Source organism: Streptococcus suis YS56, assembly GCF_000440115.1.
GTDB lineage: Bacteria > Bacillota > Bacilli > Lactobacillales > Streptococcaceae > Streptococcus > Streptococcus suis_L.
This window is the reverse complement of sequence record NZ_ALMY01000081.1, coordinates 87349-108862: the sequence shown is the minus strand read 5'-3', so window position 1 is coordinate 108862 and position 21514 is coordinate 87349. Positions and strand designations below refer to the sequence as shown.

At 34.6% G+C, this 21514-nt stretch carries 17 protein-coding genes and 2 pseudogenes; 17 read left to right on the top strand and 2 right to left on the bottom strand.

Annotation, left to right across the window (positions count from 1 at the left end; translation table 11 throughout):
• Positions 1-75 precede the first annotated feature (75 nt).
• Positions 76-1272 (bottom strand): annotated as a pseudogene (locus tag SST62_RS01000000111760) (IS110 family transposase).
• 420 nt (positions 1273-1692) lie between these two features.
• On the opposite strand from SST62_RS01000000111760, the gene SST62_RS0110410 reads away from it, so the two are divergent.
• From SST62_RS0110410 to SST62_RS0110330, 17 genes and pseudogenes are all read left to right on the top strand, one after another.
• Positions 1693-3810, top strand: coding sequence for a peptidase domain-containing ABC transporter (locus tag SST62_RS0110410; RefSeq protein WP_024394060.1), 2118 nt, complete (start codon positions 1693-1695; stop codon positions 3808-3810).
• Between the two features lie 1647 nt (positions 3811-5457).
• Positions 5458-5646, top strand: coding sequence for a salivaricin M family lantibiotic (gene slmA, locus SST62_RS0110405; protein WP_024394059.1), 189 nt, complete (start codon positions 5458-5460; stop codon positions 5644-5646).
• 15 nt (positions 5647-5661) lie between these two features.
• Positions 5662-5844, top strand: coding sequence for a salivaricin M family lantibiotic (gene slmA / locus SST62_RS0110400; RefSeq protein WP_024394058.1), 183 nt, complete (start codon positions 5662-5664; stop codon positions 5842-5844).
• 80 nt (positions 5845-5924) lie between these two features.
• Positions 5925-6107, top strand: coding sequence for a salivaricin M family lantibiotic (gene slmA / locus SST62_RS1000000112450; RefSeq protein ID WP_024394057.1), 183 nt, complete (start codon positions 5925-5927; stop codon positions 6105-6107).
• Positions 6108-6200: 93 nt separating this feature from the next.
• Positions 6201-6377 carry a salivaricin M family lantibiotic gene (gene slmA / locus SST62_RS0110395; RefSeq protein WP_024394056.1) on the top strand — a complete coding sequence of 59 codons (177 nt, stop codon included), beginning with the start codon at positions 6201-6203 and terminating at the stop codon, positions 6375-6377.
• A gap of 263 nt (positions 6378-6640) precedes the next feature.
• A complete protein-coding gene (locus tag SST62_RS0110385; protein ID WP_024394055.1) occupies positions 6641-7375 on the top strand; it encodes an ABC transporter ATP-binding protein in 735 nt (244 codons plus the stop codon).
• Between the two features lie 11 nt (positions 7376-7386).
• The gene (locus tag SST62_RS0110380) at positions 7387-9408 is read left to right on the top strand and encodes an FtsX-like permease family protein (RefSeq protein ID WP_029187297.1); all 2022 of its coding nucleotides are present in this window, start codon (positions 7387-7389) and stop codon (positions 9406-9408) included.
• A gap of 86 nt (positions 9409-9494) precedes the next feature.
• Entirely contained in the window at positions 9495-11069 is a 1575-nt protein-coding gene (locus SST62_RS0110375) for a sensor histidine kinase (protein ID WP_024394053.1), read from the top strand.
• The gene (locus SST62_RS0110370) at positions 11050-11646 is read left to right on the top strand and encodes a response regulator transcription factor (protein WP_029187296.1); all 597 of its coding nucleotides are present in this window, start codon (positions 11050-11052) and stop codon (positions 11644-11646) included. Before SST62_RS0110375 ends, SST62_RS0110370 begins: the two co-directional genes overlap by 20 nt.
• 78 nt (positions 11647-11724) lie before the next feature.
• Positions 11725-11940 carry a helix-turn-helix domain-containing protein gene (locus tag SST62_RS0110365; RefSeq protein WP_024395821.1) on the top strand — a complete coding sequence of 72 codons (216 nt, stop codon included), beginning with the start codon at positions 11725-11727 and terminating at the stop codon, positions 11938-11940.
• Positions 11941-12213: 273 nt separating this feature from the next.
• Positions 12214-12354, top strand: coding sequence for a hypothetical protein (locus SST62_RS01000000111755; RefSeq protein ID WP_032499446.1), 141 nt, complete (start codon positions 12214-12216; stop codon positions 12352-12354).
• 98 nt (positions 12355-12452) lie between these two features.
• Positions 12453-14027: a recombinase family protein gene (locus SST62_RS0110355; RefSeq protein WP_029187295.1), complete on the top strand. Its 1575-nt coding sequence runs from the start codon at positions 12453-12455 to the stop codon at positions 14025-14027.
• On the top strand, positions 14027-15643 hold the full coding sequence (locus SST62_RS0110350; RefSeq protein ID WP_029187294.1) for a recombinase family protein: 1617 nt from the start codon (positions 14027-14029) through the stop codon (positions 15641-15643). Before SST62_RS0110355 ends, SST62_RS0110350 begins: the two co-directional genes overlap by 1 nt.
• Complete coding sequence (locus tag SST62_RS0110345) at positions 15636-17072, top strand: recombinase family protein (RefSeq protein WP_029187293.1); 1437 nt, start codon at positions 15636-15638, stop codon at positions 17070-17072. Before SST62_RS0110350 ends, SST62_RS0110345 begins: the two co-directional genes overlap by 8 nt.
• 109 nt (positions 17073-17181) lie before the next feature.
• Positions 17182-17526: pseudogene (locus SST62_RS01000000111750) on the top strand (8-oxo-dGTP diphosphatase); the annotation flags it as partial.
• Between the two features lie 201 nt (positions 17527-17727).
• Positions 17728-18537, top strand: coding sequence for a transporter substrate-binding domain-containing protein (locus SST62_RS0110335; protein WP_079267489.1), 810 nt, complete (start codon positions 17728-17730; stop codon positions 18535-18537).
• Positions 18538-18709: 172 nt separating this feature from the next.
• Positions 18710-19510: a transporter substrate-binding domain-containing protein gene (locus SST62_RS0110330; protein WP_029187290.1), complete on the top strand. Its 801-nt coding sequence runs from the start codon at positions 18710-18712 to the stop codon at positions 19508-19510.
• 127 nt (positions 19511-19637) lie between these two features.
• Here SST62_RS0110330 and glgB read toward each other — a convergent pair whose 3' ends face one another.
• Positions 19638-21476: a 1,4-alpha-glucan branching protein GlgB gene (glgB, locus tag SST62_RS0110325; RefSeq protein ID WP_029187289.1), complete on the bottom strand. Its 1839-nt coding sequence runs from the start codon at positions 21474-21476 to the stop codon at positions 19638-19640.
• Positions 21477-21514 lie beyond the last annotated feature (38 nt).

The window sequence follows — 21514 nt, the reverse complement described above, 5'->3', positions numbered from 1 at the left end:
AGAAAAAAGGGTGCACTAAAAACACCTAGCGAAAAACGTTTTTTCGCCAGCTTATCCAAGGACATGTGCCGATAATCACTTATCTTCCATAAGCCTCCTTGGTGGCGTATAGAGTTGGCGGTTGCGTAGTAGCGCATCCACCAGACGCACAAATTTTCTAGCGGTTAAGACGATGGCTCGTTTGTGTTGATGTTTAGGAACTTCTTGATACTTCTTCATATAAAAGGTTTGATACTCACTATCATGTCGCCTCACCGAGTTGGCGGCTTCAACTAAGTAATAGCGAAGATAGCGATTGCCTCGTTTTACAAGTTCCGTATTTTGAGAGTTAGTGTTCCCAGATTGATACTGTTTCCAATTCAATCCTGCATATTTAGCGACTTGAGGATGATCTCTAAATCGCTAAATCTGTCCAATTTCAGCGATAATTCCTGCAGCGTAAACTTTACCAACACCAGGCATAGAAGATAAACACTGGTATTCGGGAATAACTTCTACCATGTCTTCAATAGCTTTATCAATATCCTTAATCATTTGTTCCAGATTTCTGATTTCTCGAGCTAATAGCCCAAGAATGACATTGACAGAATCCTGTTGGAGTTTAGAGAGACGATAAGAACCACGAATGACCGCTTGAATAGCTTTCGCTAGCTTTTCAGTAGCTTTGAATCATCCTCTTCCTAGTTTCTGGAGAAATTCTGCCAGATCTTCGAGAGCAATAGTGGCTAATTCGTCTAGGGAGTAGTCTTCTGTCATAAGAGAGATGATTGTACTAGACCAGAGATTGGTCGAGAGGTTCTCATTCTTGATTTCAGTTGATAAGGTATTGCACTTGTAGTAGATGTTCTCAATAAAGTGCTACTTGGTCTTGGTCAACTGCTCAATGAGTTGAAGCCTGGTTCTGGTCAAGTGCTGGAGCGCCATGTATTTCTCTTCCTTGAGAAAAGCAGGTGAGAATCGCTCGATACGGAAATAATCGGCAATATAGAAGGCATCAAGGGTATCATTCTTGTTTTCTTCAAAGGCTTCCCATTTCTTAATCTTATTGGGCTGTTCGACCATGACCTCAACCTTTAGAGCTTTCAAGTCGCTGTCTTCATGAAAGAACATGGCAGGGTGAAAGCTGTAGAGACTGGTGGCTTCCAAACCAATGACGATGCGTTCAAATGAATAGGAGTCATTGAGTTCAAGAATTTGTTTCTTGATTTCAGAAGCACCTACTAGGTCATTGGGAAGAGAAGCTGTAAAGGGAGTTGTTGTATCACTAAGCATGATTCAGACATCTAATTTGGTAGAGTTAACATCTAAACCGACAAAACATTTCATTTGGAAGGTCTCCTTTCATTTGTATTTGGAAAGTTTCTTGACTACTGTAAGGTTCCCCAGAAACACGTTGGACCAACAGCCTCGCATAAGAGAATTCTAATCACTAGCTCACCTGCCGCCTGTACGCTACTACGTACAGAAGTGAGCATAATGGAAACAGCTAGTGTGTTGGAAGTAGGAACAACGCTTGGGTAACAGACTTTAAAATGAAGTCTAAGCAACAAGGAGGAAAAGAAACAACCATGAGTCCATTCCATGACTCTATTGTTCTGGAAAACCTTGCAATAGTCAAGTTAACGTTTTTACAATTATTAAAAATTTGGAATTGAAAAATCCCCATAAACTTATTTTACGAGGAGGAATGTAATGAAGAGAAGAGTACCATTTATAGAACAGCATCAAAAAACAGAGTGCGGTTTATGTTGTGTAGCAATGGTATCAAGTTATTTTGATCATGAGATTTCTGTCAAAGCTTTACGTAATATTCAAGAAACCGGAAGGGATGGAACAAATTTTGGAAATTTAATTGATATATTAGAAAATATTGGATTTTCTATTAAGTCGTTTCGTTATCCTAAAGAACAAGTTGAAAATTTCTCTAAAATTTTGACTCCAGCAATTGCCTTATGGCAAAGTAAACATTTTGTAGTAATTGAGAAGGCAAATGAAAAATTTGTATGGATTGTCGATCCAGAGCTTGGTAGAATTAGATATAGTTTGGAAGAATTTTCAGAAGGTTTTTCAGAGTATCTAATCAGTATAGTAGATAGTTCACAAGTATCTAGTAGAAAGAGTAAAGAAAACTTTCAAGTAGTTTATAAACAGTTGTTAAAAACTTGGTCATATTTTATTCCATTACTTTTTTTAACACTAGGTAGTTATGGAGTAAATTTTATTTTTCCTCTATGGATGCAACAAATTTTAAACGAAGTATCGCAGGGAGTATTTATTAAACAATTCGATTTATTACTTAGATTCTTAGGTTTTGTCTCCATATATTTTATTATCATGTTGTGCCAGAGATATTTTGCAATTATATTAACAAGTACTATTGATGAGGGACTAAACAATAGTGTGATAAGTAACCTATTTAAATTACCTTATAAATTTTTTTCTACTAGAAGTAGCGGAGATTTAATCTACTCAATAAATGGTTTGTCTAGAATCAGACAGTTATTTACAAATCAGTTTATACTTGGGATTTTAGATATAGGGTTTGCTATTTGCATTTTAATCTATTTTGCTAGATTTAATTATATTATATCCTTATTAGCTATTCTATTGCTTTTTTTGAATCTTTCTATATTATTCTTGACCAAACAGAGTTTAGAACAAAGAAATAAGTCATTTATAATTTCTCAAAATGACTTACAGAATAAACAAATTGAAATGGTTTATTCTATGATGGGAATTAAAATGGAAGGTTTTGAAGACCAGACATATAAGCAGTGGAAGAGTTTATTTGATAAAAATATATATAGGTATAAATGTAGCGAAATTTTTTCAGGATTTGTGAATTCGTTATTTACTATTATCACATTTATTTCACCTTTTGTATTGCTATTTGTTTCCTTACAATCAAATAGTAGTGTTGGTATAGGAAGTGTATTTGCACTTTATTCTTTAAGTACTCTTTTATTCAGTAAAACTAATAATATTTTTGAAACAGTAGTATCATTTTATAATAGTAAAACGTTTTTAGCTAGGATAGTTGAAATTTTAGAAGAAGACATGGAGGAAAATGGACAATTAAAATTTGATTTAAAAGGTGATATTGAATTAAGAAATGTATCATTTTCATATACAAAAGATAGTAAAAAAGTTTTAGAAAATATTTCTTTAGAAATAAAACAAGGAGAGCAGGTTGCAATTGTCGGATCATCTGGTTCTGGAAAAAGCACTCTATCTAAGTTATTAATTGGTCTATATCCAGCAAGTTCAGGAAAAATATTGTTTGATAATATAGATTATGATGAATTTGAGAAAAAATACTTACGTCAACAAATTGGAATTGTGCCTCAAGATATGACGCTTTTTAATAAAACTATTCTTGAAAATATTATAGGTGATAATATTATTTCACAAGAAGAAGTAGAGGAAATTTGTAAATTAGTAAATATTCACGATGAAATCCAAAATATGCCTATGGGGTATCATACGATAGTTTCGGAGATGGGATTGAACTTGTCTGGTGGGCAACGTCAAAGAATTATTTTGGCTAGAGCATTAGTCAAGAAACCTCGAATTATGCTCTTAGATGAAGCGACAAGCTATTTAGATAATGTAAACGAAAAACAAATAATGAGAAAATTTAAAGAGCAGAATATTACTATAATTTTGATTGCACATCGTTTATCTACAATTATTGACTCTGATCAGATTTTTGTTATGGACAATGGAAAAATTTCTGAGAGAGGGACGCATAGAGAGCTATTAAATAATAGAGATGGTTTATACAGTCAACTTTATCAAATGAATTATTAATTTTAATAAAAAATCTCAAGTTTAAGTTATTTTGCATCAAATGAGTTGATTATGCTTATCATTTGTATCATACTTCCAAGAAAAGTAAGAATAATCTTATGTTTCAGAGATATGGAGTTTAATTTTATAGTATCACTTACTAACAATATTGGAAAATGTAAAAAAAATTGAAAAGAATCCTACTTCGTCAAGGATAGTGAGTGATTTACCATAACATACGAGAGAATCAAGATGGTTCTCTCTTTTTATTAGATTTCCTGCAAAACAAAATAATTATTTAGAATTTTAGAAAATTTTGCAAAACCTCATTTGTCAAATTAAGTTAGATATTTTGAAATAACTCAGAAAAACTTGGTGTAGAGTTTGGTAGTTCAAGGATTTTCTAGAAATTAGATTTCTTTTACCGATTATAGCTGATAATAATTCTTGGGAAATCTTATTGAAGGCTATCTGATTTGGAAGCCCATGTTTCCGTAGTGAGCCAGGATGTTCATTGAAGCCTCGTTAACCAAGGGGTTGTATTGACCCCAAAAAGTTGGATACTTAATAAATGCTTGCTAGACTTTAAAATCTCGGAAATCTCTGTTACAATAGTCATAAGTTTTATATCTTTCTAAGGGAATGTGGTGTTCTCCTAGGATATAGGACTTTTTTCGTTTTGTAAAGGTGTTTCCGAGATTTATTTTACACTAACTGAGAGTATACTGTCATTTGGGAGAGCGTAATCGCGTGAAACTTGTCTTAAAGAATAGCTCTGAAGGGACACTGTATCCATTATTTCTTTAACTCAAGAGAGTAGTATGTATTTTTGGTCTTTTTGACCACTTCAATACCATAGCGGTCCATCAAGCGAATCAGATACTTCAGTCCACTGACGTTGACATCAAATTGGCTACAAATCTGTGACCAACTAACTCCTTGTTTTTTTAGCTTGTATATCTCTAATTTATCCTCATGGGTCAATTGGAGATTTTTCGTTATCGGTGATTGTCTTGTATAATCTTAGCTTATGTAAATAGGCTCTTAGAACTTCTTTTTGTTAGTGTATTCTCATTGGGAAAATGTTTTAGAAGATAGGTGGTATATTTTTCTAAATCAAGCTTATGTTGCTTGGTAATTGCCAAGAGGTTCATAATGATATTTCTCTGAAAGAATAGCCAATTTTGTTAGTCAAATTGCCATAGATTAATACCTTATTCAAAATGGTTTCTATTGTTTCTTGATTGAGAGCTTGAAACAAGGTAAGTTTTAATTTAATTTTCTAATACGAACTTTAAGAACAGATTATTTTTGTTTTTCTGATAACAACGACAAGATTGTGGAATTTCCAAAGAAATACTCCATTGTGACATCAATATAGCCTCCAACTTTAGCAGTATGCTGAAGGTGTGAGAATTATGATAGATACATTGTCATAGAGCTAAATTGATTGTTCCATTTTAATTGTTCAAGCTAGCTTGACATAGATAGAAAAAGATACTTCACACGGAGTCTATTACTATATTAGAATATATAGCTAATCAATCTGTATTGTCATTTTTAAAGCGTTCAATATTATTGCACGATTTACTCATTACTAAAGCTATTTAACGATGTATACTTAGTAGTGTAAAGATGATCATCTAAAAAAAGAAAGGAGAGTTGTTTATGACTAAAGATATTCATAAACGTGAAGAAATTGATAGTCTTGATTTTGAAGTAAACGAGCAAGAGCTTTCAGGCAAATCAGGTTCAGGCTGGTTCACGGCAGTTCAATTAAGTCTAGCAGGTCGTTGCGGTCGATGGTTTACGGGTTCATTTGAATGTACTAGTAACAACGTAAGTTGTGGTAAATAAAAATAGGAGAAAACGATGGAAAACAAGAAAATGTCATCAGAGATTGATAATTTGGATTTTGAAGTAAAAGAACAAGAACTTTCGGGTAAATCAGGTTCAGGCTGGTTTACGGCAGTTCAATTAAGTCTAGCAGGTCGTTGTGGTCGATGGTTTACAGGTTCATTTGAATGTACTAGTAATCATGTAAAATGTGGTTAACTAAGGATTAGAAAATTTTATTCTGATAAATAGAGTTTGTTAAATTTACTATAAACAAGGAAAGTTTTGCGAGGGACAATATGAAAAATAAGCAATATAATTCAGAAATTGACACTTTAGACTTTGAAATTAGCACTCAAGAATTGGAAGGAACTTCTGGTGCAGGAGGCTGGTATTCAGCATTTAAAATGACTCTGGCTGGTCGCTGCGGTCGATGTTTCACATGTTCTTATGAATGTACAAGTAATAATGTTAATTGTTAATTTAGGAAGTATATATGTTTCTTGAGATGTGTAAACTTTCCTTGTTATAGTTGACAGAGATAGAGTTAAATGATAAATTATAGGAGGAACAAAATGAAAGAAAATTATGTAGAAGTTGATAGCTTGCGTCATGAAATTGACAATCAAGAACTATCAGGTAATTCCGCAGCTGGATTCAGAACTGCAGTTCGAATGACTAGTCAAGGTCGCTGTGGGTGGGCTTTCACTTTTTCTTATGAATGTACATCACCAAATGTCCGCTGTGGATAGAATGAACAAGATTGGAGGGTAAGATGGAAGGAATTATTGGAACACTTGAGTTTTATGCTCCCGTATTGATTTTAGGAGTATCCATTATTGGTGTCGTCTACGTTATGAAAAAACGGAAAGAACGGAAATGATGTATATTTAAAAAGCCATACTAGTTTATGGCTTTTTTACTTGTCTTTAGAGAGATTATGCACGAATTACTCATGATATTAAAGAACAGATTGATTATAATAGTCTTGTAAAATAGAAATGGAGGAATACTTATGTCACAATTAGTTGTAAAAAATTTAAATAAAGAGTTTGGGGAGGGAGATAGTCTAGTTCATGCTTTATCGGATGTTAATCTCTCTGTAAAGACAGGAGAATTTCTTGCTATCATGGGAGCAAGCGGCAGTGGAAAAACAACTTTGTTAAACTGTATTTCAACAATTGATAAGCCGACGTCAGGTGATATTTCCTTTGAGGGATTTGATATAATCAATGCAACAGATAATCAGTTGGCAAACTATCGCTCACAAAATATTTCCTATATCTTTCAATCTTATAATTTAGTTGAAACTTTAACAGTTTATGAGAATATTGTCTTACCGTTACAGATTCAAGGAAAAAAAGTTTCTGATTGTCATTTAAAAATAGAAAATATCCTAGAAAAATTATCAATTGGTCAATTACGAAATAAATTTCCCAATCAATTATCAGGAGGACAAAGACAGCGTGTTGCAACTGCACGTGCTCTAATTGACGAATCTAAACTGCTTATTGCAGATGAACCAACAGGTGCTTTAGATTCGGCTAACTCAGAAAATTTAATGGCTCTTCTGCAAGATATTAATCAAGATTTTGGCATTACCATTTTAATGGTGACACATGATCCAGCAGCAGCTAAGTATTCATCACGGATTATTCTGTTAAAGGATGGGCAAGTTACAGCAGATATGTACCGCCACTCTTTATCAAATGAAGAATATTTACAAGAAATTTATAAACATACACGATAAGGAGAAGTAAGATGTATCCAAAATTAATTCTTAGAAATGTTCAAAGAAATTTACAGACATACACAGTTTACTTTCTTAGTTTGACGTTAATTTATAGTCTACTCTATGCATTTAATGCTTTGCCAAATCATCCTGTCATGCAAAGTTTATCAGGTGCTAAGGAGATGATGACAACCATTATGACACAATATATGGGGCTATTATCTTACGTTGTATTGAGTACAATTGCTTTTTTAGTTGTTTACTCCACTGGTTTCGTATTAGGCCGAAGAAAACAAGAGCTAGGTCTATACGCAACATTGGGGATGAAAAAACGTCATATTGTAGGAACGCTTTTCTGTGAGACAATGGTTGTTAATCTGTTTGCTTTGCTTGCAGGATTTATTTTAGGGTTAGGAGTACTGATTGTTCTAGCACATATTGCCTCTAATTTTTTTATGGGGAATTATTTTGGTAATATGTTTTTCCTAGACATGAAATCAGTGAATTTACTAGGAATATCATATTTAGCAACAAGTGTAATTATTGGTGTGATGGACATATTTACCTTTAGAAAGCAAGCTATTATTTCTCTTATTCAAGAAAATGGTGTTAAAAGTTCTATTTTTTCGAAAGGAGAAACAAAGTGGCAAGTGCTATTATTTATCTTATCGGCACTAGTTATTTGCTTTGGATGTGTCTATCTATCAGACTATACTCATATTTCAATTCTTAGAAATTGGGGAATGTTACTTATAACACTGTTTGTACTAGTTATATTTATTTTTTACAGTACATTAAGCCATTCTTTGATCCGCTTAACTTATTCATTGCCAAATTGGTATTTCAAGAAATATAATTCATTTAAACTCAGACAACTATCTAAACAGGCAGATCGTAATTCGGTGACTATATCGGTATTATCGCTTTCCTTGACATTAGCAACTAGCTTATTGATTTTTAGTGGTAGCGCCTACAGTTCATTGAGTAATGATTTAAATAAATTTATTCCTTATGATATTGATGTGCAGATGTTTAAGGGAGAAAAATACCATTATAACAATATAGATGTAAAGAGTAAGTTAAAAGAAGATGGTTTTGACTTTTCGATTATTGATAAAGAGTTTGAGTATCCAACTTATATAAGTGAATTGACTTATAAAGATATTATTGATACAAGCAATTTATGGGATTTAGATAAAGAATTAGGAGATTCGTTCGTTAATATTGTTTCGCTTACTGATTACAATTCTTTATTAAGACTTCAAGGGAAAAAAGAAGTCAGTTTGTCAGACAATGAATTTTTAATAAATGCAAACTATAAAGGCACTAGGAAGCAGATTAGGGAATTTCTCTCTAAAAATAACGAATTGACTGTTTCCGGTGTAAAGTTAAGGTCAAGTTCTAAAAGTGCTTTGGAAAATGTTTATTTTGTTACTACAGTAGAAAATAATGATCGAGGGACATTGATCGTTCCTGATAAAGTAGCGAAAAAATTGACTGTTAACAGTTTACATTATGTAGCCTTATATAAAAAAGGGATTGATAAACGAAATGTTGAATCATTTTTAGAGAACTGGATTGAAAATTATTATTTTACGGATCAAGAAGGAAATCAATCTGATTTTGTATATCAAACAAAAGTTCGATCAGCAGAACTATATCTAGGATTTATGGGAGTCATTGTGTTAGTTCTAATTTTTGTGGGAGTTATTTTTACAGTCATCACATTGAGTATTCTGTCGTTGCAGGCTTCTACAAATGCATTAGAAAGCGTTAATGATTACAATATACTTTATTTACTAGGAAATCAAAGAAAGCAAAATAAAAAAATTATTTTTCAACAGATTCTTGCCTATTTTCTAATCCCGTTGCTAATAGCTGTTCCATTGAGTTATTCACTTAGTAACAGCTTATTAGGCTACTTTGAAAATTTCGCGAATACGACAGTTGTCATTGATGCAAAATATTTATTGTTTATGATTGGCTTATTTGCAGTTTATATCTATTTTACCTATAAAGTTTGTTTAAAGGCTAGTAATCAGACCCGATGAGTGAAAACCAGAATAGGATATTAGCTATCCTTATTCTGGTTTTGTGATATAATGATAATAAAAAATCATAGTAGGAAATTTTAAATATGAAGACGTGGTTAAAGAATATTTCTGATAACTCACTATTGTTATGGTGGATCACTTTAATAAATCATTTTATATTAATGATTTATATATACCTTCAAATTCCATTTGACTTTTCATCAACTTTTACTCAAAAATTTGCAGTTGTTTTTATTATTTTGTTGATTATTTCTACTTACATTTGTAATTTCTTAAAGTTTAAATATAGTGAATTGAAGTTGTGGCTATTACTATCGCTATTTTTAATTAGTTGGCAATTGGCTCTGAATTTGAATGTTGAACACACATTATTCCATTTTTTAGATTTACTTCATCCCATTAATTCTTTTCTATTAGTTTATAGTTCAGTATCTATTATTTTGTTAGGTAAAAAAATAGGTGAGGAACTATTTTTTGTAACTTTTATTGTTATAATTATTACAGAGATATCTTATTTTTTTAGCAAGCCCCTCTTTTTATTTTTATCTATATTTACATCATTTTTCATTTCTTACTTACCTATTATTCTGTTAATGATGTATAAAAAAGAGTTGAAATCTTTTTTAAATTACCAGAGGAAAAATTTAACCTTCCTTTCATTTTTCCTACCAGTTACTTATATTATTTTATATATTAATACGACTGATATTGGTATTTTAAACTTTTTATGGTATGTAGAAATTCTTTTGGTACTTGTTGCGTTCCACTTGAAAACAATTTATATGAGTTTTCAAAAAAAGATAGATGAGTTGAAACTATTATATATTGAGGCAAGTTTAAAAGTACTACTGGGGGTAAGTATCCTTTTGGTTACTACATTTATTATTGTAAGGCTAGACTTAAAACAAAGTTTTATTTGTTTTAATTTACTTGTGCTGATAGTTGGATTTCTAACGGAAGAATTTATTAGATTATTTAGAGGTAAGCGGCTAACGGGTGCAAAAGATTATTTAGAAGTTTTATTTTTGAAAAGAAATAAGATGGTGAAGAATTTGTTAGCTAATGAAGATATAGAGCAACAATTCGCAGAATTTCTTCATAACGAAGTATTACAAAGCGTGATGGCTATTAAAAATTTTAATAAATATGGAGAAGATGAGAAGTTTAGAACTCAGATTGGATATGTCTCAGATGAACTAGTTCAACGTATCCGAGAGAGAATGGATTATTATCAACCAATGAGTAGTGGCAATGAGGAGTTAACTAAAAAATATACATCATTAATTGATAGAATATTGAGGAGATATGAGACTATGAAAAAAGTTGAAACAGATTTTCAGTCTGATTTTTTTCTAATGGAACCGTATGATAAGATTCTTTATCGCTTTATTGAAGAGTTAGTGACCAATGCTGTTAAATATTCGTCAGGCCATATTATTTCGTTATCTCTCTCTGTATCTGACGATATTATTTATTTATCTTGTAAAAATGATTATGATATTTCTAGTAACCATCTTGGTTATGGGTTAAAGAATTTAGAAAATCGTGTCAGTGTTTTAGGTGGAACAATAGAAATTCAGACAATGGATGCTATGTTTCAAGTAGAAATCCAATTACCAATAGATAAGGAGTTATGCTATGAAAATTTTATTAATTGATGATCACAAGTTGTTTAGTCAGAGCATAAAAATGATTTTAGAGCTATCAGAAACAATTGATTATGTTGATTTAATTGAAAATTTTCAATCAGTAGATGATATTGATTATAGTCGATACGATATCATTTTGATAGATATTAATTTGACTAGTATTTATGAAACAGATGGATTAGCCTTGGCAGAAGAAATGATAAAAAAAGAACGAGGTATTAAAATCGTTATTTTAACAGGATATAGCAAAAAAATTTATGAATATCGAGCTCAGAAGATGGGAGCTTATGCTTTTATTGATAAAAGTATCGATCCAGATAAGCTTCTTACTCAATTAAAAGGTATATATAGTGGAAAAAAGTATTTTTCGGTAGAAGAAATCGTGGATATCTTGTCTGAACGAGAGATAGAAGTGTTAGAATCGGTCAGAAATGGTTTAACAATTGATGAGATTTGTGAAACCTTATTTTTAAGCAAACGGACTGTTTCGAATCATTTGGCAAATGTATTTTCAAAGCTAGGTGTTAATAATAGGCAGGAGGCAATCCATAAAGCAGAACTTTTAGGATATTTCTCTCCAGAGTAGGATTATCTGTTATGCCAATTTGGCATAAAATTTAAGATTCGTTCAAATCTTAATTATAATTTCATTAGGAGTGAACGAATGTATAGGCGACTAAGAGATTTGAGGGAGGATTCTGACTATAGTCAAGAGTTTATTTCAAATTATTTGAGTTGTAGTCAATCCTTTTATTCTAGAATAGAAAGTGGCACCAGAGAATTGCCAGTAGATATTTTGATTAAGCTTTCAAATCTTTATAGTGTGAGCACGGATTATTTGTTACATCTAACAGATTTTCGTAAAAGAATACAAAAATAGAAGTCTCTCCTTGTTTGTTCATTGACAACTGAATAAACCAAGGTGGGACTTTAATCATTTGTGGAGCAATTTAGCCTGGTACGCCGTGAGATGAGCGAGAATTATCGGCTATAAAATAGGTTGGTTACCTATCTGCCATGAGACAAATGAGGATAATGATACTTCTGAACGTTCAGGCTGCCATCGAGAAAGGACAGCGGGTGCAATCCCCATGTAGGACTTAACCAGTTCTTCCCACTGAGGTCAATATTTTGAAGTAAAGGAAAAACGTTTATGGAAAAAATACAAACAGGTGCGGAATTACCGCAGGTTGTGATTGAGGGTTATAAGGTGACGGTGCAAGTGACGAATAAGTCACTTAGTCTGACGGATATTTTAGATGATTTATTAGGTCGAAAGCTTGAAAAAATTTGAGGTTTTAGCGGACATGTTTTTAGAAATGATGTAAAATAGAGTTGTAGAACCTCAATCCTTAATCGGTAAGCACCTAAATACTGATTAAGGAGATACATATGACAAAAACCTGTATTTATTTACGCTTATCACGAGATGATGGGGATAATGTGGAAAGTAATTCCATCATCAACCAACGCTCACTTTTGAGAGATTATGCCAGAAATCATGATTTCACCATTTTAGAAGAATTTATGGATGATGGTATTAGTGGCTTAACCTTTAACCGCCCTGACTTTAACCGTATGATGGCTATGGTGAATGATAAGACAATTGATACTATTATTGTTAAGGACTTGTCACGCTTCGGTCGTGACTATATTGAGACTGGGAAATACCTTCAGCGAATTTTTCCTGCTATGGGAGTTAGGTTTATCTCGGTTAATGATCACTATGATAGTATGACTGCTGATACAAATGAAACACACTTGGTTATGCCCATTAAAAGTCTAATTAACGATAGCTACTGTCGAGACATTTCAACCAAAGTTCGAAGCACTCAAAAAGCTAAACGACAAAAGGGCGAGTTTATTGGAGCTTTTGCCCCTTATGGCTATCGCAAAGATGAAAAGCAACGGAATCATCTAGTGGTTGATGAGAATGTACGCCCTACTATTGAGAAAATCTTTACTCTTAAATTAGAGGGATATTCGTCAAACGCTATTGCAGGGTTTCTTAATCAAGCTGGGGTAGAAACGCCTCTACAACGTAAGAAAGCCTGTCAAGAAAAGATTAAAGGTTTTCATGGTCATAACTACAAGTGGGACACGAAAATGGTCAATCGTATTTTGACAAATCGTGTCTATACAGGTAGTTTGGAACAGGGGAAGCAAACCAAACTCAATTACAAGTCACAAAAGTCTGTAGCTGTGAATCCAGCAGATTGGGTACGAGTTGATGATACACATGAGGCGATTATCTCAAAAAGTACGTTTGAGCTTGCTAATAATCTCTTACTCAGAGATGTCAAACATGGGAAGAAGCTGCCTGACCTATTTGCAGGATTATTATTTTGCAGCGACTGTCAAGCTCAGCTTGTACAACGAAAGCTCCGCTACAAGGATAAAGAGACTGTTCAGTATATTTGTAGCACCTACAATAACGGAAGAGGATGTAGTCGCCATGCAGTCAAGCAAGTGATATTACTTGACTTAGTATCGACCTTTATTCATCAACATCTTGACTGGAAGTCTTATCTGATTAAAGCAGTTCCTGATTATGTTAATCAAGAACAGTTTTTGGAAGTCGATTTTACTTCTCTACTTGAGAATCGCAAGAAGTACGAACAGTTGCTCCAGTCCTTGTATTTGGATTTAGACGACGGTTTGATCAATGATACAGAATACCAAGAGTTTCAGCGATGCTATCGCCAAAAACTAAATCAAATTGAAGACACAATCATTCAAAAGAAAGAGTTAGCTCAAATCCTGTATGATAAACTTCAGGATAAGGAGAAGTGGTTAGACCAGTTGAGTACCATACAAAATAACCGAGAGCTCAATCGCCTCACTCTAGTTTCCTTGCTTGACCGCATTGTCATTCACGAAAATCAGGAGCTGACCTTGGTGTTTCATGATATGGCAGAACTCGAAGTCCTCCAGCAGTTTTCTCATCGAGAGAAGGAGGTGGTCTAATGGCACGTACCAAGAACCGCTACCGTAAGGAAACAGAAGAAGGGTTATCTCTTAAAACCTATCGAACAGGCATTTACATTCGTTTGTCGAATGAACGTACAGAAAGTTGGCGAAACAAATCGCACTCCTTAGAAACGCAAGAAAGTCTGGCTAGGAACTTTGCCAAGGAAAGGGGGCTATTTGTAACCAAGTGTTACATCGACTATGAGTATTCTGGGACAAACTTTAATCGACCTGCCTACCAGGACATGATGGAAGACCTCAAAAAAGGGATTATCAACTGTATCTTGATTCGAGACTTATCCCGCTTGGGTCGAAACTACATTGAGATGGGACGACTGATTGACAAAGTATTCCCCTTTATGGGGGTTCGCTTTATCTCAATCAATGACAATTTAGACACACTCAACGGATTAGAAGATAAGAAATCCTTTGAAGTGGAAATCAAGAATTTGGTCAACGACTTATATTCTAAGGATATTTCAAAGAAAGTTACCGCTAGTCATATTCAGAAAGCAAAGCAAGGTTATTTCATCGCTGGCTTTGCTCCCTATGGATATAAGTTAGAAAGAAGAGAGGGTGGTAATCGTTTAGTCATTGATGCACTAGTTCAACCTGTTATGGTAGATGTCTTTGAAAAGTTAATGGCAGGCCAATCTATCAACCAGGTGACAAAATACCTTAATCAGCAGAAAGTTGCTACGCCAATGGCCTATCGCCAAACAGGAGAAAGGTATAGAACAGAGAATGATACACGACAATGGCAAAGTGCGAACCTTCAGCGACTTGTTCAAAATCCTGCGTTTTATGGTAGCCTCATTCAACGTCGGCATAATAAAACTTTATCTGAAAAAGATTTTATTCAAGTAGATGATTGTCATGAGGGTTATATTACAAAAGAAGAATATCAAACCCTTCAAAAACTAATCAGGGAACGTCGTTCCATAAGAAAACAGACTCAACCTCGTACTACTAATCGTTATAAGGGGCTTATCTATGTCAAGGGGCAATCAACTCAAATGCGAAGGTACTGTAAGCATTTCTCAAATTCCAAATCAGAGTATGATTACTATTACTTTATGGAATATCTTCATGGTTCAGCACCTTCAGAGAAACAAACTGTCTATATCAGTGAACAAGCCTTAGATAAGATTGTGTTGAGCTTGGTTCAGGCAGAGATGAATCGGCTTGGCACGGTTAAAAACTTATTGCCCAAATTAGAAATGAAGAGGAATGAATATCTTAGAGATTGCCAAAAGAAAATAAAAAAATTTCAAAGGACTTTGGCTAGTCTACAAGCTGAGCAAAGCGAGCTTTATCTGAATTACCGCCTTGAGGCTCAGGAACGAGAGACTTATTTGTCTCAAAAGGCGACGATTACCTCAAAAATTGAAACCCTCTCAACAGAAATAGCCCATTATGAGGCTTTAGCGATGAAAATTGAGGAGAAACACAGTCAGCAGGTCAGTTGGGTTAAACATCTTGCTAAATGCCAAAATCAATCAGTTTTAACGGCAGAACTGCTTAATGAAGTGATAGAACGGATAGATGTTGAAGTGGATAAGTCTGTGATAGTAACTTTTACCTGCCTGATGGGAGGTGATGACCATGTCTAAAATGGCTTTATACCTTCGTCTTTCCGTCGATGAGGACGGGACAGACGAAAGTAACTCCATTACCAACCAACGCTATCTTTTGAATCAGTACCTTGATCAGTCATCAGACTTTAATCATTGGGAACGCTTGGAGTTTGTGGACGATGGTTTTTCAGGAACAAGTCTTAATCGGCCTGCTTTCCAACGCTTAATGGCTGATGTAAAGTCGGGAATTATCCGTCATATCATTGTTAAGGATTTGTCTCGTTTTATGCGTGATTATCTGGAACTAGGGAATTATTTAGAAAATATTTTCCCTTTTCTCGGAGTTCGCTTCATAGCTATAAATGACCAATATGATAGTTTGACATCTGAACAAAATGGACTGGATATTGATGTTCCGTTTAGAAACCTCCTCAATGATTTCTATGCCAAGGATGTTTCTGAAAAGGTTAAGAGTGCGATGAACAGCATGAAACGCTCGGGCAAAAACATGAGCTGGTTGCCCCCATTTGGTTATCTCAAGGATCCAGAGGACCGTTTCAAGATTATTATTGACGAGACAGTTGCACCAATTGTTCGACGGATTTTCACCTTGTATCTTGATGATAATAGTTACCAAACAATTGCTCGACTCCTGAATGAAGAACAAGTCATTACTCCAGCAGAACGAAAGATGCAAATCAGTCAGGCACGTTACGCAAAGTCACTCCGTTTAACAACTGAGCAAAAACGAAATGTTTGGAGTAGCACTACCGTTGGTCAAATTTTAAAGAATGAAGCCTATAAGGGAACTTATCTGTTTAATACTCGGACGTATGTAAGGGGGAAGCATGTTTTCAGACCAAAATCAGAGTGGGAGCGGATTGAGAACAATCACGAAGCGATTATTTCATCAGAACTATTTGAACAAGTTGCTCGATTAAAAGCTAAGAAGGTTATCCAGAAAAAACACTCTCATCCTCCGAAAATTCCTAGCATTTTAACAGGACTGATTCGTTGTGAGCATTGTGACCATTCTTTGATTGGTTCATATAACCATCAAGGTTATCAGTATTTTTCCTGTCGCTATTGTAAAGGACAGGGAGAAAAAATGAAGTCATGCCGAGCAGACAAGATTGAGCAAGCAATCAAGGAGAAACTTGGGTATGAGGAGGATAAGTCCCGCCCAAAAGCTTCTAAGACTAGAGTTCTTAGAGAGATTGAGCGATTAAAGAGACAAAAACTATCCTTTTTCCAAGACTACAAGGATAGCCTGATGACTAGGGAAGATTACATTACTAAGAAAATGGTAATAGACAAAACTGTTAGGAATTTAGAAGAACAGCTGAAAGAAGTTAATACATTTCAGTTGTTGAGTAATGATAGGTTAACAAAAGAAATAGTTAGCACTCACATTGAAAAAGTAGTTGTTGACTGCCTCGGATTTTTTACAGTTATCTATAAATAGTTGAAGAGGAGACTTGAATCGTATCAAGTCTCTTTCTTGATAGGTTGTTTTGTGATATAATTAGTCAGAAATCAAGTAAAAAAATAGTGTCAGTTACTTGACATAAGAGGGACATATTGAAGAAGGCGAGAATTTCCATGATTCGGTTGTTCGTGAGGTCTTTGAGGAGACCGGCTTGACGATTGGAAATGCACGATTAGTCGGGATAAAGCATTGGCCGGACAAGGAAGGGCAGCGCTACATTGTATTTCTCTATAAGGCAACAGAGTTTACAGGAACTATCCGATCAACTGAAGAAGGTGAAGTGCGTTGGGTCGAGAAGTCGGACCTGCCTCAGATGGATTTGGCCTATGATTTGCTAGAAATACTGAAAGTCATGGATGAGCCAGATTTGTCCGAGTTCTTTTATACTAGAAAAAATGAAGATGGAGAGTGGGATAAGAATTTTAGGTAGAAGCTAGAAATAGCTTCTTTTTTATGTTGTTTGAATAAAAATACAATAAATAAGTTGACAAATGTATAAAAATGACATAAAATGTTTTTATCTTTCAAAAAAGGAGAAAAAAATATGCATTTCACTACAATGAAAGTCCGATGTTTTATATAAAAAAACGGTATAAGTATGCACAGGATTATTTTAAAGGAGAATATGATGATGAAAAAATATATTATGACAGGCTTGGTTTTACTAGCAACGATGACCCTAAGCGCTTGTAGTGGAAATGCTACTCAAGAAGATACTTCTTTGAAGGATGTTCAGGAAAAGGGAAAACTAATTGTTGCATTAAATCCAGAATTTCCACCATTTGAGTTTAGAACACTGGTTGATGGCAAAGATACAATCGTTGGAGCTGACATTGAGCTTGCAAAAGCCATTGGGCAAGAATTGGGTGTAGAAGTCGAATTTTCAGCGATGAGTTTTGATAATGTTTTGAACAATGTCCAGTCAGGGCAATCGGATATTGCCATTTCAGGAATTTCAGCCACTGAAGAGCGTGCAAAAGTGTATGATTTTTCCATTCCTTACTACACCTCAACCAATAAAGTTATTATAAATAAAGAGGATTTTGCACAATATACATCGCTTGATTCTCTAGCTGAGGCAAATATAGGAGCACAAAAAGGTTCTATTCAAGAACAAATCGTTAAAGAACAGCTTCCGTCTTCCACGGTTATTGCTCTAGCTTCGAACGGAGAGCTGATTAATCAATTAAAATCACAGAAGGTAGAAGCAGTTATTTTTGAAGAGCCGATTGCGAAAGCCTATGTTGCCAAAAATGATGATTTGGTTATTTTAGATACTGAGATAAAAAGTAGCTATTCAGATGCCTATGCTATTGCCTTGCCAAAAGGAAGTACAGCTTTAAAGGAAAAAGTTGACTCTGTCATTACAAAACTAGTGGAATCTGGACAGATGGATCAATTTGTTCAAGAAGCCTATGAATTATCCATTGCTAACAATTAAATTTTATACAATTAAAGTGAATAAAAATAATATTTTCTTGACAAATGTATAAAAATGAATTAAAATGAGAATACATTCTGAAAAAACTGCAAGAAAATACAATGAAAATCAATAAACTTGTGTTTTTTAGAATAAGTATTTTATTAAAATAAAGAGAAGGTAGTTAGGAAATATGAAAAAAATCTTGGCATTAGTAGCAACAGTTTTAGCAGGACTGACATTGGCAGCTTGTTCTTCGACGTCATCACAATCTGCATTGGATAAAATTAAAGAAAAAGGTACATTGGTAGTGGCAACTAGTCCAGACTATGCTCCATTCGAGTTTCAGGCACTAGTTGATGGAAAGAATGAAGTTGTTGGTGCAGATATGATGTTGGCTCAAAAAATAGCCGACGAACTTGGGGTCAAGCTTGAAGTTTCAGCAATGAGTTTTGACAATGTATTGTCTAGCGTTCAAAATGGCAAAGCTGATATTGCAATTGCTGGTCTATCTTATTCGGAAGAGCGTGCAAAAGTTTTTGATTTCTCTGAAAGTTACTATCAAATTTCTGATGTCTTACTTATCAAAAAAGATAGCGCCAATTCACTCACTTCAATTGATGCTATGAGCGGGAAGACTCTTGCGGTACAAAAGGGGTCAACACAGGAAGCCTACGCACAGGAAAATATTAGTCAAGCTAACCTAATTTCTTTAACCTTGATGGGTGAAGCTGTAAATGAGCTCAAATCAGGAAAAGTTGATGCTATTTTAATGGATTCTCCAGTTGCTGCTGGTTATGTTTCACAGAATTCAGATTTAGCCGTTGCATCCGTTGAATTTCCAACGATTGATGAGAATTCGAAAGTCATTGCTTTGCCAAAAGGTAGTACAGAACTAAAAACTGCGATAGACAAGGTTATCGCAGAAGTAAAAGCAAGTGGTGAGTTTGATACTTTCCTTGAGAAAGCTGCAACATATACAAGTGTTGAATAAGAGAAACGAACAATCATCGGAAACGGTGGTTGTTTTTGCATGCAAAAAGAATGGAATAAGTGAGCCACACCCCAAAAGTTAGACAGAAAATTGGGGTCGGTTCAATACTCCATTCTCATATATTATATTATTTCACACGCTCTAGATAAAAACTGGTCAAACGTGGTACAGTAATTCTAGCTCCATTTTCATCGGGATAGAGGCTAAATGTGTCCATTGGAATAGCATTAGATGAGAAGACAAGTTTATATTCGCTGTCAGCTGGCAAATCCAAGTGTACATCAAATAGTTCTTGATCATTAAAGTTATGAATAGTCAAGATTTCTTGCTCATCACTAGTGCGAGAAAAAGCATACAGGCTTGCTTCTTCATCTATTTTTACCCAATTAAATCCTTTTTCATAGGCTTGGTAGTCATATTTCCAGAAAGCATCATGTTCTTTATAGAAAGTAGATAATGTTTTCATCATTTGATAGAAAGAATGGTGGATTGGAAATTGTAGCAGTCCCCAGTCCATTTCTGTATATTCGTGCCATTCACGGATATGACCCCATTCATTCCCCATGAAGAGTAACTTCTTTCCAGGATGGGCGAAATAAAAACTGTAGTAGACTCGAGCCAGATGGAACTTATCTTCGTAGTCGCCATTCATCTTTTCGATAATGGAATGTTTCCCATGTACAACTTCGTCATGCGAAAGTGGCAGTAGGAATTGTTCGTTTTGGTTATAGTACATGCCAAAAGTAATTTCATTTGAATGATATTTTCGATAAATAGCAGGGCGCTCCACGAATTTTAGTGTATCATTCATCCAACCTAAATCCCATTTCATATCAAATCCAATACCGCCATCCTCTAGAGAATGTGTTACTTTTGGGAAGCTTGATGAGTCTTCTGCAATCATCAGGACTCCCTTATAATCGGTATGGACCATGGCGTTGACACGTTTGATAAAGTCAATAGCGGCATGATTTATCTTATCTTCGTCTGTTTCACCACGCCAGTAAAGGAGATAAGAGAGAGCATCTACACGAATACCATCGAAATGGAAATATTCCAACCAATACTTAAGATTGGATAGAAGGAAGGAGCGTGTCAAGCCTTTGCCAAGGTCAAAATTAGCAGTCCCCCACTGGTGGTTTTCACGATCTTGTTCGTAGGAGTATTCGTATAGCCAACTACCATCAAACTGGTAGAGCCCATGAGCATCTTTACAGAAATGAAGTGGTACCCAGTCAAGAATCACTCCGATTCCTGCTTGGTGACATTGGTCAACTAAATACTTAAGTTCATCTGGTTTGCCATAGCGACTAGTTGGACTGTAGTAGCCTGTTACCTGATAGCCCCAAGACGCATCGAGAGGATGCTCGGTAATTGGCAATAATTCAATATGTGTGTAGTTATTTTCCTTGATATGTTCGATGAGAAGTGGAGTAATTTCCTTATAACTATTGAAAGCTTCTACAGGTGCTCCTCCTTCATTCTTATTAGCAAATTTTTGCTTCCACGAACCTAAGTGCACCTCGTAGATAGATACTGGCTGTTCTTTAAAATCATAGTTAACACGATGATACATCCAGAGGTCATCTTTGAATTTATAACGCGAATTGTAGGTTGTAGAGGCAGTGTCTGGACGAACTTGGCTGAAAAATGCATAAGGGTCAGCCTTATATATTTCACGCCCATCGTGTGTGATAATCAGATATTTATAATCTTCAAGGGATTTTAATCCGTCTACATAAAGTTGAAACACACCATCAATTTCACGCTCCATAGAGTGACTGCGTTGCCACTCATTAAAGTTGCCAACTAAGAATACTTCTCTGGCATTTGGGGCATAGACACGAAATTGTGTTCCGATAATTTTGTTTCCTTCTTTTATAATATGAGCACCCATTTTTTCGTAAAGAGTGGTATGCTCACCAGCATTCATATAATATAAATCTAGGTCAGTAAATTCTGTCATAGCAATCTCCATTGCCGAAAAGGAGTGGACTAGGGTCC

Excerpts from the sequence above, each read along its gene's own strand:
- SST62_RS0110365 (WP_024395821.1), top strand. The coding sequence starts at position 11,725 with ATGTATAGGCGACTAAGAGATTTGAGGGAGGATTCTGACTATAGTCAA.
- SST62_RS0110345 (WP_029187293.1), top strand. The coding sequence starts at position 15,636 with ATGTCTAAAATGGCTTTATACCTTCGTCTTTCCGTCGATGAGGACGGG.
- SST62_RS0110370 (WP_029187296.1), top strand. The coding sequence starts at position 11,050 with ATGAAAATTTTATTAATTGATGATCACAAGTTGTTTAGTCAGAGCATA.
- SST62_RS0110380 (WP_029187297.1), top strand. The coding sequence starts at position 7,387 with ATGTATCCAAAATTAATTCTTAGAAATGTTCAAAGAAATTTACAGACA.
- slmA (WP_024394057.1), top strand. The coding sequence starts at position 5,925 with ATGAAAAATAAGCAATATAATTCAGAAATTGACACTTTAGACTTTGAA.
- SST62_RS0110355 (WP_029187295.1), top strand. The coding sequence starts at position 12,453 with ATGACAAAAACCTGTATTTATTTACGCTTATCACGAGATGATGGGGAT.
- slmA (WP_024394059.1), top strand. The coding sequence starts at position 5,458 with ATGACTAAAGATATTCATAAACGTGAAGAAATTGATAGTCTTGATTTT.
- SST62_RS0110375 (WP_024394053.1), top strand. The coding sequence starts at position 9,495 with ATGAAGACGTGGTTAAAGAATATTTCTGATAACTCACTATTGTTATGG.
- glgB (WP_029187289.1), bottom strand. The coding sequence starts at position 21,476 with ATGACAGAATTTACTGACCTAGATTTATATTATATGAATGCTGGTGAG.
- SST62_RS0110330 (WP_029187290.1), top strand. The coding sequence starts at position 18,710 with ATGAAAAAAATCTTGGCATTAGTAGCAACAGTTTTAGCAGGACTGACA.
- SST62_RS01000000111755 (WP_032499446.1), top strand. The coding sequence starts at position 12,214 with ATGGAAAAAATACAAACAGGTGCGGAATTACCGCAGGTTGTGATTGAG.
- slmA (WP_024394058.1), top strand. The coding sequence starts at position 5,662 with ATGGAAAACAAGAAAATGTCATCAGAGATTGATAATTTGGATTTTGAA.
- SST62_RS0110385 (WP_024394055.1), top strand. The coding sequence starts at position 6,641 with ATGTCACAATTAGTTGTAAAAAATTTAAATAAAGAGTTTGGGGAGGGA.
- slmA (WP_024394056.1), top strand. The coding sequence starts at position 6,201 with ATGAAAGAAAATTATGTAGAAGTTGATAGCTTGCGTCATGAAATTGAC.
- SST62_RS0110335 (WP_079267489.1), top strand. The coding sequence starts at position 17,728 with ATGAAAAAATATATTATGACAGGCTTGGTTTTACTAGCAACGATGACC.
- SST62_RS0110350 (WP_029187294.1), top strand. The coding sequence starts at position 14,027 with ATGGCACGTACCAAGAACCGCTACCGTAAGGAAACAGAAGAAGGGTTA.
- SST62_RS0110410 (WP_024394060.1), top strand. The coding sequence starts at position 1,693 with ATGAAGAGAAGAGTACCATTTATAGAACAGCATCAAAAAACAGAGTGC.